Below are 20,309 nucleotides of genomic sequence, written 5' to 3' on the forward strand. Positions count from 1 at the left end.
AAGCGTTAAATTATACTGATCTTTTTAAAACCTTAAACTTTGGCTTTGTAAATGACCACCATTTCTACATTAGTGATCTGTGATTTATCCCCTTTGACGGTAAATTTCCAGTTGGATCCATTTCTGGCAATGTTTAGGTTCGAGGCTTCGAGGTATTGGTTATTGGTCAGTTTTAACTCATCGTTGAGTTCAAAAGTCGCCGAACCACCATCCTCATATTGATAACGGACCATAACTCCCATAACTTTGCTTCCTGTCATACCAGGAAACATATCTCTGGTAAAGGTGAGTTCCATAGTATTACTATCTCCTATCATAAGCTCATTCCATTGCTCAGGGAAGGTATATGCAAGATCAAAGAAACTAGTAGCTCTGTATGGTTTTAAAGCTCCTTTTACGGCATTGGCAAAGGCTGTTCCTCCTTGCTCTGCAGTATATCGCAGCTTAATGGTTACATCTAAAAGATCATTGATATCATAACTCCCCGATTTACCATGCAGTTCTAATCGCCATAAGGATACGGCTCCTGTACCTTCAAAGGGTAAATAGCGTGCGTCATCATACCTCAACTCGAACATGCCATTGTTTTCGGTATATTGATCTACATAGGATAGTGCAATTTGTTGATTTACTTTCCAATCGGTACGTATCGTTAAGGGTTGATCTCCTTTAGGATTTAGTAAATATTTTACTGCCTTAGGATCTGGTTCCATAACTAGTTTATTATTCAACTGTGTGAGGGTAGCATTGATCGTTTTACCTTCGCCAATATCAAAGGCTAAGGAAATGGTTTTCATCTGGCGATTATAATGCCCTGGAAAATCCTGATCAAATAGTTCTTCTGTTAATCGGAACTCACAGACTCCTTTCATTTTTAATTGGATAAAAGCGAGTGGGTCGAGTTCTAGCATAGAAATATTTTTGGTAATCTCCATCCCACGGCTATCCTGTTCGATATAGGCTTTTTCCATCTTGGTAAGATCTACACCAAGAGTTTCTCCACTTAGTAATCCTTTTTTCTGGCTATCCCAATAGGTTCCTCCAATAAACTGTATTTCGGCTTCTTTGGTTCCGGTTTCGAAAACAAAGGCTTTTTCTGCTTTCTTAGCGATATCGTGTGCCATTTTATAGGTTTGATAAAACAAGCCTGATAATTTGCTACTCATCCAATTGTACAGCTCGAGATTCGAAAATTTTTGTTTCATAAAGTTTTCTATCGCTTTGTTATTCTTGATTTCCTGATCATGGATCTGTAACTCTCGTTGTGCTATTGCTTTTTGGATCTGAGCCCCCATAATCTGGTACTCTAATTGTTTGATCTCACTCTCGGCCATAACTTTTTGTAGTTCCCAATCTTCTTCTGAACGCTTATGTTGTGCATAGATTCCTGCAATTTCGCCAGCTGTCATCAAGGTTTCTCCTGTTATTTCCAGAGCTTCTCCTCCTTTATCCAAAGCATCTCCTAGTTGGCGTCCTCCTGCCTGAGTACCTGCTATAAAAGGACCTATCAATACCTGAGGTAATAAATACGATATGGTTGATGCTATCTTTAGCGCTGCCGCGGTTCCCATTAATACAGTACCTGTAATCATCAGTGCAATCTGAACCTCTTCTTCGCTTAGCATCCCATTATCTAATAGTCGTTGATAATGATCTCTCTGGTTTTTGGCTCCATCGAGACTTTCTTCTAAACTTTTGATCTGATAATTGGCTTCTTTGATTTGATCTTCTTTGATCTGTGTGCTTAATGCGAGAATCAAACCTTCTTGCTTGTTTCGAAGTAGTTCCATCTCTTCGGCATCTTTTTTCTCGATAGTACTAAGTAATTCTCCTCCAAACTGTGCTACTCTTTCGGTATATTCTTTTGCTTTTTCGATCATGTAAGTAAAGCGATAATGTGGCACCATCGTATACAACATGCTTAATGCACTACTTAGACTCGCTCCTCCTGCAATTGCACTAACCAATGCCATAGGATCGATCGGTGGCTGAAAGAGTGGTAAGGGTTGTTTCTGTCCCATTATGTTTAGGGTGTGCCTGATCTTAAACAAACGATCTTCTACCCGACCCCAATACTTCATAAACACCTGATTTTCGGGAACATGGAAATATGGATTAATGACCGAATCATTAAGCGTTGCCAGCATATCGTGTTGCTGACCAGCAAAAGTTAGGCTATCATACATGGCTTCTCCGTCATTTTCTAAATCTAATAAGAATAGAAAATCATATGTATCTTCCCCAATATTATGAGCCAAATACTCATAGTTTTGATCTTCAGAAAGTGTTTTTTCTCCTAAATTTTCTGGTTTTGTACCAAGTAAATCATAGGCTAATACATAGAGCATTCGTGCCTCATTAATACTCTCTCGCGTATATTGTCTAAAGAGCATATCTCCCCAATCCAGCACATTATCGATATAATTCATCACAATGGCCTTGCGATATGCAATATGACGTAAACCAGCTATTGCATGCGGATCAAAGGGATCATTAAGGTAACTTGTGATCTGTACTTCGGTATTTTGCATTAACGCATAATTCTCTGGTAGGCGTTGGATGAGTTGCAAAATTTCTAATAGTTGTTGTTCTGGACTTTCAGAATTAGTGTTATCATTAATTAATCCATTTACAATTTCTAACGCCTTTAATAAATCGTTTGAGGTATTTAAAAAGGCTTGAAGATTCCTAATATCATTTGTAGTACTCGTTCCCAAAAATTCATCATCATAAATTTTTAACTTTGTAGTTAACTCATCTATATTACTTTGTAATGTTCCTTTATTAATTAATAAAGCTAACTGCTTTGCAGGTTCAATCAATGCATCGATATCCACTGCCTGAAAGGGAAGAAACTTCCAAAAGTATTTTGCTGCTGTTGGATCATAAATGTGTTCATACCACTTTTTGGCTTCTTCAAATTTTTGATCTGTATTGAGTGACATTGCTATTAGGAAAGGGGCATGAAAAAAGACTTCCCAATAATACATCCCATTAGCACTATTGTAATCGATATGTGAACTTACAGGTAATGATTGTACATAATCATCATTTACCTTAATAGTTGTGGCGTTTTGATCCTCAAAACTAAAAGCAGGTTCTTCATCGATCTGTTGTGTACTGAGTTGTAATAATGCATCTACACTTCCTGTAAAAAGTAGCCTATTAAAATCCTTGGCTGTACTAGAGGTTAAACGAATAATTTCATAATTCACCTCTTCTATTTCGAATGGTTTTGCATAGATTTCATCATTATCAACGTCACCATTACTTAGCTCATATTTGATATAGTCATTCTCTTTAAATACAAACAAATACTTATCTCTATTTAATGCAGCATCCATGTTTTTTCTAAAAGCTAATGGAATATTTCCCCAATTACCTTTAACAGGCTTTGGATTTGTCAAAACATTAGGTTCCTCATTACCAGAAAGAGTATAGTATTGATCTTCCTTAAATAGATACACCTTATCTTCTAAAGTGAATGTTGCATTTATATAGCTAATCCCCTGAGGTAATTGTTTTGGGTAACCTGGATCTATTTCATCACTAATCGTATCTGACGAAATCGTATGCCTCACATAGTGATCCCTATACAATAGGAAGAGTTTATCATTTCTTACATAAGCAGCATTGATGCCTTTGTCTCCATTAAAAATATTCTTACTTCCTTTTTTCCAATCCTCTTTGATTAGCGATAATGACACCATATTTGACCAATTCGAGAGAATATCAGTAATAATCGTTTGATCATTGTTTTTTGAAATTTTAATATACTCATCATTACTAAAAATATAAATATGATCATCGCCATCAATACCTGAGAATACTGCAGAGATTTCTTTGTAAATTATAGGGTTGTCTGTAAGTTCGTTTCCTTGAGTATAACTTAGTCTTACCCCATTTTTATATACATGCACTCTTTGCGCATCTTCCTCAAATAAAAACCCCATGATATAATGATCCCCATTATAAGTAAAGGCTAAAGCAGAATTCCATTCTTTTTCTGCTGTAGTTTGGTCTACAAAAGGTGTTTCTGTAAGATTTCCGTGCGTATCTAATTTATAATCTAGAAAAGCATCATCTTTTTGAACATTAAAATATATTTCTTCATCAATAGTATACGCAGCAATTATTGTATAGTCTTCTATATCTCTCTCGTTATAATTTTTTGCTTCTAATTCTTCAAGTACTACACTTAACTTATTTTCTTTAGGAAAACCTTCTGCAACAATTGAGTACTCATTATCTGTATATTTTATAAATTGATTATCATCAAATACATATGCACAATTGTTATGTGTAAAAGCAGCGGATACTGTGGTGAAACTATTTAGTTTTCCGAACTTCTTTTTTATTGGTCTTCCAATTAGTGAATTATTAAGAAAATAGTTGCTTCCAGAAAAATAATATGTATCATTATCTATACTAAAAGCTGAATTAATCGATATTGATTTGATAACTTCGTTTTGATCATTACTACGTTTCTTAGGCCAAACATTTAGATTCAATGCATTTACATCTGGCTTACAGAGAAAACTTCCTCCTTTATGATCATACGCAAACCAAGGTGCATCTATTGATTCTTCTGAGGTATGTAATGTAACTATATTATCGTCTTCGATACTTTCATCTTTAAATAGACGTTCGAAAGTTTCTCTTCCTTTAGTATCAAAGGTGATGTCATCTGTTTTTTGGCAATATAACTCAGGTGTTAGGTTAAACGCTCTAGTCTCAGTTTTTACTTCAGGAAAAAACAATGGGTAGTTTAAAAAGTCAACGTCTATATAATTACTCTTAACCACATGTTTGTATTTACAACTGATCACAATATTATCATGATCCTCATCTCCCAGTTTATTTGAATGCTCTACAAATAATTCTACATCGGTAATTTGACTGTCAGATAACAAGTAATCTATGGTAAGTAAATCCTCATTACCTGTTACATCTACATCGAATCTAGTTTTTAGCAACTGTGGCTGAATCCATTCTTTATTCAGGTTATAATAAGAATAGTAAATGCGTGTTGTGTATTTGTTTTCTCCTTCTTCTGATGATATTTCATGGGTCGTACCATCATCATTATCGGTTATGGTAGTAGAACTTTTATCATCATTAGGTACGGGTTCTACTCTGGTCCAGAATATAAATACTTTATTAAAAGCATATACTGGATAGACCCGATCTGCTTCTATGGTAATATTTACAGCCTCCCAAGGCTCCCAACTATTATTATTGGTTTCACCGTTAATGAAATTCCCAAAGCGATAGTAGTATCGGTACGGATCTGTTTTTGTCCTCCCTAAGACAACTAGTCTTTTATTTACCTCAGTACTATCACCTTCTTCAATATTTATATCATCATATAAGTACCCCCCAACAATTTTTAATCTTGATACCTCGGTAAATTCATCCAAATACTTTTTGTAGATTCTTTCTACACTATCTTCTGTGATTTCTTCTTGCATCAAATCCTGTTCTAAGGTTTTGAAAGCTGGTGTTTTTTGATCTTCGTCACGCAGTTCTGGTCGAATATAATTTTCTGGATATAGAAATACTTTTCGGTTGGCTTCCCAAACTCTGTAATTTCGCATCCATTCCCACTGTTGTCTAAGAACTTCTCGTTCATGTTCTTTTAGGTTTCCTTTGAGCTCAGTTTCTTCTAAATTCAGAAAATATCTATGAAAAAACAATTGAATCGCCATTGTTGCTTCTTTGATTCTAGAGGTAGTAGCATCGCCTTCCATCTGTGTATCGATCAACAGATTTTCATAGAGATCTCGTGTGTTTTCGACCTTATCATCATTAGCTACTGCATAGGGTACAAGGGCATCACGTTTGATTACATTGAGTTCTCTTTCTATTTGATCAAATAACGTGGCATAATTATCATTATAATCTACTTCGGCAAGCATTGCATAAATATGAGCTGCCGTATTTTTGGCATCTCTATTTGTATCATACAATAATTGCCAGACATTTTGATAGAGGGCTTTTACGTCTACTTTAATTCGCTCTGTTGTTGACAGGATATCAAATAACTTAATAATTGTTTCGATAGTAAAATCCTTCTCCAGAGCATTAGTTGGCGATATAAAAGCATTTTGCTGTTTTACCCAACGGATTTCTTCTTTATCAAATCCTAAAATCTCGGCTAACCTATAGTAGGGTTCTTTGGTGTACCCATCTCTATCTGATAATAAACTAATCAAAGTTTCTTCACTACTGCTATAACGACTATTAAGGTTCATTAATCTTGCTAACAGATAGATATCCATTACCAGATAATCTGACCAATCTCCCCATCGTTTATCGAATGATTGTGGATAGAAGTTTTGATGGCCATACATCTTTCCTTTTTTAGATACTGCATACAAGTTTCCTTTGGTGGTATATAGTTTGTCTTCTAAGGTAAACGCTCCATTAACTCCTGAACTAAATTCATGAGGAAGATATAGCTTATGATCTTTTATATACTTAGGGTATGATGGATCTACAAATTTTGATGCCTCATCTTCGCAACTAAATAATTGATCGGTATCACTATAGCGAATAAATTGATTGCCTTTAAACACATATAACTTCCCTTTATCATCGGTATAGGCCGCATCAATGGTAGTATTACCTTCAAAATTGTTGTCTACTCCTACATAAGCTGAAATATCCTCTATAGTGATTGTATTCCCCAAACTATAGCGGTTTTCATCCCGGAAAACGATTATTGAATCATTTGCAACATATGCTGCATCGATACCATATCTAAAATTCTTTGGTAGTTCTGCTACTCCTAATGTTTCGGCAAGGCTTTCTTCTATAAATTTAGGATAGCCCGGATCTATGGTGTGGTATTTATTTCCGGTATATACGATATACTGATCTTCGCAAAACAAATAAGTTTTATTATCTTTTACAAAAGCTGCATCTACTCTTCCTTTGTCTCTAAAAGCATTGTAACGATCTTGTAATTGAGATACTCTAAACGTATTATATTCTTTCGTGCTACCGACATGCAATTGATCATTTATAAATACATAAGTATTACGATCATTGGTAATTACTGCAGTGATTCCTGATGTAGTGCCTTCATAAATTTTATCCAACTCATATTGAAACCCGTCTGTCATGTGCCTAAAAGGAGGTTCTTCTCGCAGGTACTTATCGATTCGTTTTGGATAGTCCTCATCTACTGAGGTATATGTAGCTCCGGAATACCGAACATATTGGTTTCCTGAGAATAAATAAGTTACACCATTATGTACTAAAGAGGCATCTACATGGTCATGAATAGTATTCTCAAATAATCCCCAGTAATAGGCCACCTCATCTTCTGGGGAATAGGTATAGGTACCATCATTGTTATTGACTCCCACCACAAAACAAGCTTCGTCAAAGAAATACATTTTACCATCTGCTCCCTTAAAAGCAGTCTGAATATTCTTAAACGTTGTTTTATTAAAACGAATTCCTGGATATAACAATTGTATTTCCTGAGGGTACGACCAGTTTTGTTCAAGAAGGTGATATCGTATAAAATGTTGATCCTTAATAAAAATTAAATTATCTCCGTGTTGAAGTATAGTATCAAAAGTATTGAACCCTGCTTGTTGTTGCGCTTGCGGAATTCCCCAAAAAGAAAAGTCTCCATAATATACTTCTGGTTGTTCTAGTATATAATCATCTGTATGATAGATCGCATATCTAAAGTTACCGTCTATGGCTTCTTTTTCGAATAAATAGGTTTTATTATCCATAACATAGGCAAAGGCTACTTCGGTAAGTCCTCCCCAGTGCTTATAAATTCTTCTCGGAGCTTCTTCCATTGTAACTCCTATATAACTATCTCCTGTATAGGTATAATATTGTGATCCACTAAATAGATAGGTATTACCATCACGCCCTACAAAACCGGTATCGATATGTTCTGTTTCATAAATGGCATTTTCTGGTTTACCCCATTGGTTTTTGATATAATATTCTGTTTCTAACAGGGTGTTATAGCATTTTTGACCTTTGAAATAATAGGTATTCCCATCGGCTCCTTGTAAAACGGTATCTAAATCAGTTGTAAAATCTGCTGGGGCTTCCTTTAGAAGTTTTGGAAACCTGTTTTCTTTATGAATAGTTTCTCCTTCTAGAGCAGAAATGTGTTCCCATTGTGTTCCCTTCAATGTATATACAGCTCCTTCCTCAATTAGTGCTGTTTTTATATTTTGAAATTCGTCTTTGGTATACACTTCTCCTTTCTCTTTTTCCTCTTCTGAGATTACATGACATGTTGTTCCATCAAATAGGTACACCGTTCGCTTATCTACTAGTACTGCATCAATTTGATTGGGTATATGATCCTTTAGTGCTTTAAAACGAGGCTCTTCTTTGAGCATTTTTATAGATTTTGGATACCCTAGTTCTACCTGACTATAATCCCTTTCTTTATATCTGAAGAACTGATCTCCAGAAAATAAATAGGTATGGATCGTCTCTATCTTTTCTGCATCATATCCTTCTAAATCATCATTATCTTCTCTAGAGAGTAATGTAACTGCTGCATCAATCTTACAATTTTCGATCAGGTTATTTTTTACATATCCCCAATACTTATCGATTGTTCTTGGATATCCAGGATCAATATGACAAGCAGCTTTATCCGAAAACCGTATATATTGATTGTTAAAGAACAAGTATGTTTTACCATCTTTTCCTGCCAAGGCTGCATCAATTTTGTTAATTCCTGATGGAAGTTCTGGCCATTGCTTATAGATGTTTTTAGGTTCTGACCACCAGCGATTGATATGATCAAATTCAATCACTTGTTTTTTTGAAAACAAGTAGGTTTTTCCATCATGAGCATTAAGTATAGCATGTGGGTTTCTAAATCCTTTGTCTAATAAATGTTGTGGAAGACTCCAAAAATTATCTACTGTATCTGCTGGAAATGTTTCTATCTCATCTACATCTAATATATTACCAATAGGCGTGATGTAAGAGTCTTTATTTTCTTCTTTTTCATCTACTTCTTTATAGTCTTTGGTAGCATATCTAACATACACTTGTTTGCGCCCTTTTCTACCAAAAACATAGGTTTTACCATCTAGTACAAAAGCGGCTTGAATTTTATTTAATCCTTCCCAATCTTCTGAAATTAATCTTGGATACCCTTCGTCGACTTGCTTATAATTACCGGTTGTATATCTAATATAAGTTGTACCACTAAATAGATATGTATATCCATCAAGACCAACCATGGCTGCATCTATTTTTTCTACTGATTGTATCGTAGAAACACTTTCAAAAGACAATGAGTCTTCGACATCCACTGCTATAGTTCCGTTTGTGTCCATAGTGAAGGCTACGGTGTGGTCATCTTTAAAAAAGTGTATTTTATTGTTATCATCATAAACACCGTCATTTTGTTCTTTTTCTACAAAAGCGGCATCAATTCCATTAATAAAATCAACCGGAATTCCTTCAAAACAATCCTGTATACGTTTTGGGAAGTCTTCCAATTCATGAACTTCATTATTTTCGAGGCAATCCATATAGGCCGTTACCTGATCATCTATAAAAACATAGGTTATCCCATTATGGGTAAAGGCTGCATCTATCGCATCGATATCTTTGAAATCATACTTAGATTTCCCCCAATGCTCTGCAACGTCCTTAACAACCTCATCTCTAGAGCTTATAAATTTGTTTCCTCTAAAGAAATACGTTTCCCCATCTAGACCTTCAAAAGCTGCGTCTAATTCATCTGGGAATATTTCTGGTAGATGAATCCCTAGTCCTTCATGTTTCCAATGTGCTTTCGTTTTTTTAGGGTATCCGCTATCGATTACGGTTGCATTGACATCTGAATATCGTACATACATTCCTTCTGCAAAAAGAAATAAACGCCCTAACGGATCTACGTAAGATGCATCTATTTTGTCAATTTCTGTAAAAGCATTGTCTACTTTACCAAATTCATTTTCTCGTTTTGCCCAGCTATCACCATCTTTCATCCATAGATGATAGTAATTATCGCTTATGATGTAAGTGCTTCCATTTTTATCCATAAAAGCAGCATCTATAGCTATCTTTCCTTCCTTTTCGAAAAATTTACGTATATAATCTTCTTCTATTAGATCTTTTAATTTTTCATCATCTTCTAAGAGGTCGATGATTTCTTTTTCTTCTTCAGTTTGCAGATTTTCTTCTTTGTCCAAATCGATTCCGTATCGATCTATCATTACATAGTCTGCTGCTCTATATGTCCAATATTCTGAATTGGAAAACAGATAGATAAATTCTTCGGTTTCTAATAGTGCATCGATAGACGTAACTCCTTTTGGTAATTCTAAATTTTCTGAAAACTTAGCTACCAAATCCTGATCCTTAAATGCAATTGCGGTTTCTTTTGCTCCTAATTGTAACTTGTTAGCTAATACGGAATATTGACGAACCCGCTGAAAAGAACTGGTAAACCCTTTGTTTGTTGGTATTTTTGTTATTTCTCCTAAAGAATTAGCAGTTTCTAATATCGGAGTGATCCAAGCACTCTTGATGTCTTTTACACCTTTAAAAACATGTTTGGAAACGATTTTTAGGATTTCTTGATCTAACCCAAAAACACTTTGTAATTGCTCCCATACTACTTTTTCTTGTTGGGTTTCCAGTCCTAAAATAGCTTCGATAATCTGCTGATGAGCTGATTTAATTTCTTTGCATATTGCTTGTAACATGAAGAATATCTCCTTATTATAATCTTCAAAACCTTTTATGCTAAAAACATTAGCGTTATTGGAGTCTATGAAATATTCTATTTTATCTGGAGCAATATGGCGCGTATTTGATAAAATCCCTATGTATTGTAGCATACTAATCAATTCTTTACGTTCCTCTGTAGAAAAGCTTAAGTTTTCGAGAGGTGTCTCTATAAACTGATAGGTTTCTGCAATTTTGATGATACTCTGCATTCTCTGAAAAATTGCCGTTCCTGTAGCCTCTTCAAAATAATACCCCAAAATGAGTTTATTTTGATTTTCGGTGTCTGAAAAGAAGCTTTTGGTTTCTGATACGATCCTTTTTCCATCCAAGTAATCTCCCTGTAAATCCTGATATGCCCAACCTGAGATAATCATATCTGCAATTTTGGTTAACTGATTAATATCTGCTGTCAGATACTTTTTCTGTACCTCTCTTACTTTGTTCTGAATGTTATTTAGGATTTCTTTTCGTTTGGGGTAAAATTGTAACTCCAAACGGAAGCTCTCGATATCTTCTGTTAATAATTTTGCTTTATCAATTACTCGACCTTGTTCTGTAGTGTATCCATTAAACATTAGGTTATGCAAAAGGTCTTCTAAGGCTACTTCTGACAATTCGAGTTCATCAAATGCTCCTGCAGTTAGTTTTAATTGAGCATCTTTAAACTGTTGTGTTTGTTTTTTTAATATCTCATAAACCTCTTCTGAGTGATCTGTAATATGGGTATTAACATCAAAATAGCTAAAGTTCTCCGGGTCGCTGAAAAAATTACTGTATTTGACAACGCCTTCTTCATCGATATAATGATTAAAAATCAAGTTATCATATAATTCTTCTAACTCCTCTTCAAAAAGTGGTAAGGAACGTAGATCCGAAAGATATATCGAAAAGGACACCTCATCTTCTTCTAGAGTATTGGCTTCTTCATTCTTGTATAACTTATGAATAATTTCAAATACGCTCTCGAGATAATAACTAAAATCTGTTTCTAGCTTAAAGTCTTCTACCGTTTCTGGTAGGTTTGCCATGGTAATCATTCCATCAATGGCAATATATCCTTTATAGGTAAGGTTCTTTTTAATTTTTTCTACCAAAGGTTCTTCTAGTCCTAATCCTTGAAAATCTGTTGGATGCACTTCTGCCAGCGCTGTAATAGCCATTTCAGCAATTTTCTGAGCTTTATCGGTATGACTATTATATGGCATTTTATGTGTTTGTTTACATCGCTTAGATTCGTGTTCTTCCAGAATTTTAAAAATTACTGAAGCACTACGGGTATCAAAAATTCCTTTTTGAAAAATAGCAGGGGTAGCCTTTACTTCTTTATACGCCTTTAATATCCCATCTAATTGAGAAATGGTTAGCGTTCTGGCTGCCATTTCTGCTTTTTCAGTCCTAAACTTACCTGTAGTAATGTACCATAATACATCTGCTGTAAAATCATACTCTATCATCCACTCGGTAATTGCCATTAGTGTCTGAATCAACCAAAGACGGTCTTCTATATTGTCTCCTAAAATAATGTTATACCCATCCTGCGTACTTGGTTTTTCGTGGATAAATGTTTGATGTTGTGTAAAACCAAGGATACTAAAATCTTGCTCCAACACATCAAAAAGCGTGAATACCTCTTCATGAGAAATATCTAGTATTTCTGTAAGTTGTGTAAAACCATACAAAAAATTTAATAAGGCTTTCTTAGAAGTGGACTTCATCCAGAGATCACTATCAATATCGTGATCATCTAATCTTTGGATGATTTTTTCCAGGTCCATTTTAGAGATTCCCAAGGCATGAATAATTCGTTTTCTAAAGGTGTCATTATCCTCAGAAAATAAATCATCATGGTAATCTAATGCTGTATATTGTTCGTTTATGTAGTGTTTAGGGACGATATAGTCTGTATCACTTGGGATATATTTATCATCTTGCACTACGTATTTATTATTAAATACGTTATTGAACAAATCCTGAGGTTGGTCTTCATCGGTATGTCCTATCTCATTGATAGTACTCATAATTCCCATTATGGTATCGATTGTAAGTTCTGTTTTCTTATGAATCTTTTTAACAATTGCAATAAGGTGTAGGCTTTCAAGGTTTATTTCTGTTTTTCCTGAAACTCTTAGGATGGTGTCTACCTCTGTAAAAGTCATCCCTATTTTTTTAGCCAAACGAATAAAAACATTGGTGCGCTTAAACCATTCATAATCCACCGTATCTTGGCTTATGTGATCTATAATATTTTCTTCGTTTTCGTCTAAGGTGGCATAGGTTACACCAGTTGCATTGATCCAAAAACCAGAAGATACTCCTGCTTCAATTTCCGGATTGTCTAATTTTTGGAATAAGAGTTCTCTTACTTCTACCCCTGTTAATCCAGTTGCCTCCATAAAAGAGGTAGTATTGGACATCTCTGCAGTAAAGGAGGTTCCTGTATAGTTAAAATACTCTTCTATATCGTTGTCACTATGACTGTTATACCCTGTAATGGTTTCCCATTCTTCTGGCGACATTCCTAAATACTCACGTACGAGAGTTTCTGCATCTAAATCTGTATTAGTTGCAAACATCTTGTATAACTGTTCTGATGATATCCCTAAATATTTCAGATATAGTTTTATTTCTTCTTCATTGAGATTAAAAGGGGTATTGAATGGATATTTAGCATTGGGTAGTATATTTTGATATACTTCTTCCTGATTTTCAGCTATTGTATCTTTACCTCCTATTTTCTTTTCTAAAATTTCATTAGCTATATTAAGAAATGGAATTTCTGTATAGGTGTTTTCTTCGTCCAGGAGGAGTTGTCTGATATCTGATCTTCGTTCATGGATATCGGTATCTTCAAACTCATCTTCCATCAATTGTAACAAATCTGCCAGGTAAGCAGCAGGAGAGTAGACCGATCTGGCTTCTTCTCCTTTTTTAAAATCAAGATGACCAAAAAGTTCTTGATAATCTGGTAAGTTGTTATTCGTACTCATTTTATGTATTTTTTTGTGATTAAATTGGACAAAAGGGATTCTGTCCCTTCCTAAAAAGGGGAATGCTATTGACCTAAATATTTTTTGGAATTATTGTATTAGTCAACCATCAAAATATGGGTTGTCTCTTTTATTTGTGGATACTACAACGTTTTTACCTGCGTCGTATGTGGTTCTCTGTTTTGGGTATATTCTACATAACGCAGTAACAGTTTACTTCTGATAGCTGTAGCTTTTTTATGTAACTCGATGATATACTCATCATCATTTTTAAAAATCTTGGTGCTCTTTTCTATAAAGCCTTTTTGAGTCATTGCTGCAATTTGGACCGCAGAATGAATATTATTTTTTAATAAAGCTTTTATGATTTTGGGATTATCCTCCCCCAATAATCTCACCATTCGTTGATATCCTTTTACTTTTTTTAATACATCTTCTTGATTATCTTCTAAACCCTTCCAATTAAGGGTGTCGTTTACTTTTTTATCAACTAGGTTTATCGTTTGCCAATCGACCTTTTTATTTTGCCTAAGAAACTTATTAAGTCCTTCAAAACTAACATCTTTTTTTATCTCTTTCTGTGCCATACTATTTTGATTTTTTGAATACATTATTCTGAAATTGCTTTCTAACAATGGTTCAAATTTGTTCAATTATCACCCTAAAAAGAAAAGTAATGAGTGAATGGGCTACTATCTTGAGTGTATATCACTAATAAATGAGTAAAGGGTTTTTCATTTTTACTTTAAATGTATGATATATAAAAACCTAAGAATGAAAAACGTAACCAGTATGTACGGTGTGTAGTAAAAATCTATATTAGTAAGGGATTTAAGACCGATTATGTATTAGAATGTTCTCATTAAGATTTACAGCATCATACAGGTTAAACAAATCTTAAAGAAATTATGAAAACTTTATAACTCTATACTAATAAATATTAATACATTATACTTTGGCTAATCGACCAAACCAAATTTTCATAAAATAGTACTACGTCTTTTCAACCTCTTAAAATCTATACATATCATGGAAAATATAATGACAAAAAAACCAGACCCTATTAACCTTACTAACCCCCAACAATTAATATTTGTTCTTCGTTCCGAAACATTAAAAAAAGTTGTTACTGATTTTAAGACCACTAAAGGAACAATGGATGAACCTCTGCCTACAGATGGATTGTTAATCCCGAACATAATAGGCATCCCAAAATTCACCCCTAATCACGAGATTACGTTCGTTTTGGAACCGAAAGAAGAATCGATTCAACTCTGTTATGTATGTTTTCAAAATGTAACTAAATCTGGAAGAGATAATTCCATTCAATGGTCCTCCGTTTTTAAAAACGTATCATCTGACGAATCAATTACTATACCTCCTGATAATTCACTTTATGCTGCTCCTCATACATCACACAAAAATACCGTTTCGTTAACTGTTCAGGATAATATTGGGGACGAAGAATATAATTTATATTACACTATTTTGTTTTCATATACTCTCCAAAACAATGCTAAATTCTTTTTCAGTATTGATCCCTTGATGAAAATTAGTTCTAGTACTTGATCTTAGAATAAATAAAATTAAACAAGTTTTATTTCTATCTCTATTTCTAATTTTTAATATATCTTTTTCTTGAACCATAAAATTTTTCAAAAGTCTTATTATCGTTTTAAAACCGAAGAGATTACTACAACAAAACAATCAAAAACTCTAAACACCTATACAATAGATAATTAACTATAAACACTACTATATTTAAAGAAATTAAGAAAACTTTATATGGATATATGATAAATGTTAATATCTTACATTTACTCTAACAAGTCTAACTCCTTTATTATAACAATAGGAGTTTTAAACTCTTAAACCTCATACATCATGGAAAATCTAATGACCATAACACCCGACTCTATTAATCCCACAAGTCCTACAGACATAATATTTGCTCTTTACACGCAATCAATGAATAGGGCTTTGAATCATTTTAATACTAAAATAGGCACAATGTCTTCTCCTATAGCTATAGATAGTATTGTAGATCGAAATATTACTGGTATACCTCAGTTTTGTCCTGGTGATATATTTAATATAACATTACAACTTTACAGTAGCAATGGTGAAACAATTAACCTCTATTACATAAAAATTCAAAATGGTAGCAAATCAAGTAATCCTAATATACCTTGGAGTTCAGTTTTCGAGAATACTTCAGGGTCCCAATATACTCAAGCTCCTGATAATTCTCTTTTTGTAACCCCTGGAAGTTCTACTTCATCTAGTAATCCTATTGTTTGTACTATCCCATTAACTGTTAATGATAGTATTACTGAAGAGTATGATTTACTGTATACAATTTTGTTTTCTTATACCAAAAATGATAAGGAATTCTTTTTCAGTATCGATCCTTTAATGAAAATTAGTTCTAGTACGTGATTTTAGAATGAGCGAAAATCATATTAAAATTGACCAAATTTTATTTTTAGCTTTATTTCTGGTTTTCAATACATCTTTTTCTCAAACTACAAAAGTTGTTGATAGTCTTATTGCTATCTTAAAGACAGATACCTTATCAAAAAAAGAACGATCAAAAAGCTTAAGTTTACTCGCTTTTAATCATCAAGATTTAGATACAGCATTATTTTTAGCTCAACAATCTTTAAAAATTGCTACAGAAATAAAAGACCCTTTACTACAAGGAAATGCTCTGGAAGAGATTAGTCATGTCGAAAGGAGGTTAGGAAATAACAGTAAATCATTTGAAGCCTCTTTAGAGGCATTAAAAATCTATGAATCCTTAAAATTAATAGAACATCAATCCGCCAGTTATGCACAATTGGCCAGTAATTATATTAGTGATAAAGAGTATAAATTGGCTATTCTATATTTGAAGAAATCTTTGAGTATCTATAACAATTCTGACAATTTAAGCAATTATACTATTGCAACCCTTAATCTTGGAGAAGCATACCGATTGGCAGGGCACTTAGATAGCGCTACTACTTGTTTTCAAAAAGCAATAAAACTTAATGATCAGGTAAAAAATGAATTGATTTCTGGGTATTCTCTTGGCAACTTAGGTATGGTATATGCAGCCCAAAACAAATTTGGTATTGCAAAAAAAAGCTTAGATACAGCTATTCTTACTCTTGGGAAATTAGGAGACTTATACTCTACATCAATATATTTGGCCGAGTTAGGAGAAATCTATAGCAAACAGAAGAAGCCTATACTTGCGGAAAAAAAATATCTGGAAGCTATAACAATGGCCGAAGAAGCGGGATTAAAAGAACAAATTAGAGATTTCAGTGCGATACTTCGTTCTTTTTATGAAGAAAAACAAGTATATGAAAAAGCACTACTGTATCAGAAAATGTTTCAAACCTATCAGGATAGTCTTGTTAACAAGGAGAACATTCAAAAAATAGAACAATTAAAGTCGAGTTATGAAATTGACAAGCGAGAATCTAAAATAGCACTGCTTAATACTATCAATACGAATCAGAAATTCGCTGTTGTCTCATTAATTGTAGGAATAATAGCATTATTTCTTTTTGTATACCTGCTCTATCGCATTAATAAAAAGATCAAAAAAACTAATATTATTTTATCTGATCAAAAGGAAATTATTACCAAACGAGAACAAGAAAAAGCATTGTTGTTAAGAGAATTGAATCATCGTGTAAAAAACAATTTACAGATGATTTCGAGCTTACTTAATCTTCAAAGTCATGAACTTACAGGGCACCCAGCAAAAGATGCTATTGTTTCTGGAAAATATAGAGTAGAAGCGCTATCACTTGTACATAGGAAATTATATCAGGAAGGTGTAGACACTAAAATCATGATGAAAGAATATTTAGAAGAATTGGTATTAGGGCTTTTTCATGGATATGATGCCAAGTTTAACCCTTATTTCGATATTACTAACATTGGAATTCATATAGATGTAGCTATCCCATTAGCCTTAATTATTAATGAACTGGTTACGAATTCACTCAAATACGCCTATAAAAAAATAAAACATCCAACACTTAAGATAATAGTATTAAAAGACTTTGAAGATTATTTACATATCCAAATAATAGATAATGGAATAGGTTTTGATATTCAAAAAAGTAGAGAAAACAATTCTTTTGGGATTAAACTTATCACTTCTTTAGTTGAGCAATTAGAAGGGGAAATAAAACTAAAAGATAGTAAGGGAACGCATTGGGATATCAACCTTAAAATAACGTAATTTTATTATATACCCTAGAATATTATGATTACCCCAATTCCAAAAGTTAAAATATTAATCGTGGAAGATGAGATTTTATTAGCTCAGGATATTTCTAATAGACTAACGGCCATTGAATATGAAGTAATAGGTACCGCCCCTACTGCAATCAAGGCCTTAAAACTAATTGCTGAGAATCCAGATGTAGACATTATATTAATCGATATTATATTAAAAGGAAATCTTGATGGTATTGAATTAGCTGGGCTAATTAATGCTAAATATAATATACCCTTTATTTTTCTTACTTCGCATTCAGACAATCAATTAATTGAGCGAGCAAAGGGTGTTTACCCTTATGCCTACATCCTTAAACCATTTAATGACAAACAAGTAAGTACTGCAATAGAATTAGCATTATTAAATTTTTCCAAAAAAACACCAGAAAAAGAACTCCTTAAAAGTAGAAATTTTAATGCTCCTGATAATCAAGTATTGCAAATCAAAGACAGCATATTTTTAAAAAAAGATCATCATTTTGAACGGGTACCTTTTAAGGATATATATTTTTTAAAAGCAGATAGTAATTATTGTACTGTACATGCTAAATCTGGCCGATTTATGTACTCAATGGTATTAAAAAAAATTGAAGCAGAATTACCTTCTAATCAATTTTTACGTACCCATAGAAGTTATGTTGTAAATATTGATCTAGTTAATGGTTTTGAAGGAAATATGCTTTTTCTTGGAGAGAAAAAAATCCCTGTAAGCAAAGCCCATAGAAAAGATGTTTTTAAATTATTTCATACTATTTAATACATATTACAAAAGATACTCCATCACATTATTATTGTACTTTTTGATAGAATTCATTTAAATCTAATGGGTCATTTTTTTGCTTCTGTATTGCTATAAGCTCTTTAAACAATTCATCTATTTTTGTTTTAAACTCAGGATTTGATGCTAAATCACTCATCTCCTCAGGATCTTCATTCATATCATACAAAAGTATTTTATCAATTTTAGGATAAACGATTAGTTTATATCCATCTTTTCTGATCATGCGTTGTAAGTCAATGTATCCCCATAAATAGCTTCATAAGGGCTTTTTTCCTTTTTATGTATCATGTCAAGTATACTATTAAACTCTACATAATCTGGTTTTTCTGCTCCAGCCAAAGTAATACTTGTTGCCATTGCGTCTTGTAAATAAATATCTTCTGCTATTTTTTTACCTTTAGGTATATCTGGACCGGTAATCATAAAAGGAGCTCGGATACTATGATCTAAAAGACTTTGCTTTCCTATCAGTCCATGTCTACCCATAGCTAAACCATGATCCGCAGTAAATATAATATAGGTGTTGTCCATTTTTCCAGTTCCTTCAAGAGCATTTAGAATTTCACCTATCTGGTCATCCATATGTGTTATTAAGGCATAATATTCTTGTATATGTTTTTTGGTAGCATAAGGTGTTCTTGGAAACGGAGCTAAAGCCTCATCTCTAAGATCTTGTCCATTACCTGTCCCATCTTTAAATGGATATTCTGATAACCAGCTCTCTGGAAGACTAATACTTTCTAAAGGGTATTTATCGATATATTTTTGTGGAGCCTGTCTTGGATCATGAGGAGCATTAAATGCTAAATACATAAAGAATGGATCTTCACTTTTCTTTGCTTTTTGTACAAATGCAAGAGCATCGTCTTTTAATACTTCACTCCAATGTTTTCCACCTTCCCAGTATCCACCAAATTTTGGATCAGTTGGAGACCAAGTCGTATCATTTTTGCTAATAGGGCGATTATATCCTATTGGCATAATATCTTTTGGTAATGTGTCTGTTCCTTTTATATTTTCAAAACGTTCTACCATTTTGAAATGATCCCAAGCATCACCGGGCATTCCTGGTCGTATATGTGTTACATTTTGAAAAACACTATCTGCTTTAGCATCAACATGCCATTTACCTGTCATATAAGTTGTATATCCTTGAGCTTCCATTAATTTTCCCCAAGTTTTATCGATATCGCGTCCCTGCTTCCAGTTTTTACGAAACTGATTCACGTTCCATACACTTCTTCCAGAAATAATCATAGCTCTGGAGGCTGCACAAACAGCCCCATTCCAAGCTCCCATATTATAGGCATGCGTAAAGGTTGTACCATCTTCTACTAACCTATTAAGATTTGGTGTATGGATTTCATTATTTCCTAATGCATTTATCGCTGAATACGTAAGATCATCGGCAAAAATAAATACTATATTTGGTTTAACTGAAGTAGTTTTAGTAGGCGTAGAACATCCTATCATAAAAACTAACAGCAACAACATAACTAACTTATTCATGATGG

8 protein-coding genes are annotated in these 20,309 nt (G+C 33.5%); 4 read left to right on the plus strand and 4 right to left on the minus strand.

Annotation, left to right across the window (positions count from 1 at the left end):
* Positions 1-32 precede the first annotated feature (32 nt).
* Entirely contained in the window at positions 33-13,733 is a 13,701-nt protein-coding gene (locus tag D1816_RS09485; protein WP_118502497.1) for a hemopexin repeat-containing protein, read from the minus strand.
* A 143-nt stretch (positions 13,734-13,876) separates the two neighbouring features.
* Positions 13,877-14,320, minus strand: coding sequence for a hypothetical protein (locus tag D1816_RS09490; protein ID WP_066319315.1), 444 nt, complete (start codon positions 14,318-14,320; stop codon positions 13,877-13,879).
* Positions 14,321-14,762: 442 nt separating this feature from the next.
* Here D1816_RS09490 and D1816_RS09495 point away from each other — a divergent pair, with 442 nt between their 5' ends.
* The 4 genes from D1816_RS09495 to D1816_RS09510 all read left to right on the plus strand — a co-directional run bounded on the left by D1816_RS09495 (position 14,763) and on the right by D1816_RS09510 (position 18,771).
* Positions 14,763-15,302: a hypothetical protein gene (locus tag D1816_RS09495; RefSeq protein WP_066319313.1), complete on the plus strand. Its 540-nt coding sequence runs from the start codon at positions 14,763-14,765 to the stop codon at positions 15,300-15,302.
* A gap of 315 nt (positions 15,303-15,617) precedes the next feature.
* Positions 15,618-16,172 carry a hypothetical protein gene (locus D1816_RS09500; RefSeq protein ID WP_118502501.1) on the plus strand — a complete coding sequence of 185 codons (555 nt, stop codon included), beginning with the start codon at positions 15,618-15,620 and terminating at the stop codon, positions 16,170-16,172.
* Between the two features lie 7 nt (positions 16,173-16,179).
* Positions 16,180-17,976: a histidine kinase dimerization/phosphoacceptor domain -containing protein gene (locus D1816_RS09505; RefSeq protein WP_118502503.1), complete on the plus strand. Its 1,797-nt coding sequence runs from the start codon at positions 16,180-16,182 to the stop codon at positions 17,974-17,976.
* Between the two features lie 24 nt (positions 17,977-18,000).
* A complete protein-coding gene (locus tag D1816_RS09510) occupies positions 18,001-18,771 on the plus strand; it encodes a LytTR family DNA-binding domain-containing protein (protein WP_066319308.1) in 771 nt (256 codons plus the stop codon).
* Positions 18,772-18,802: 31 nt separating this feature from the next.
* Here D1816_RS09510 and D1816_RS26275 read toward each other — a convergent pair whose 3' ends face one another.
* Complete coding sequence (locus D1816_RS26275; RefSeq protein ID WP_369887298.1) at positions 18,803-19,018, minus strand: sulfatase/phosphatase domain-containing protein; 216 nt, start codon at positions 19,016-19,018, stop codon at positions 18,803-18,805.
* Complete coding sequence (locus tag D1816_RS09515) at positions 19,015-20,304, minus strand: sulfatase-like hydrolase/transferase (RefSeq protein ID WP_369887299.1); 1,290 nt, start codon at positions 20,302-20,304, stop codon at positions 19,015-19,017. The genes D1816_RS26275 and D1816_RS09515 overlap by 4 nt, the downstream gene beginning before the upstream one ends.
* Between the last annotated feature and the right edge of the window lie 5 nt (positions 20,305-20,309).

Source organism: Aquimarina sp. AD10 (assembly GCF_003443715.1).
Lineage (GTDB): Bacteria > Bacteroidota > Bacteroidia > Flavobacteriales > Flavobacteriaceae > Aquimarina > Aquimarina aggregata.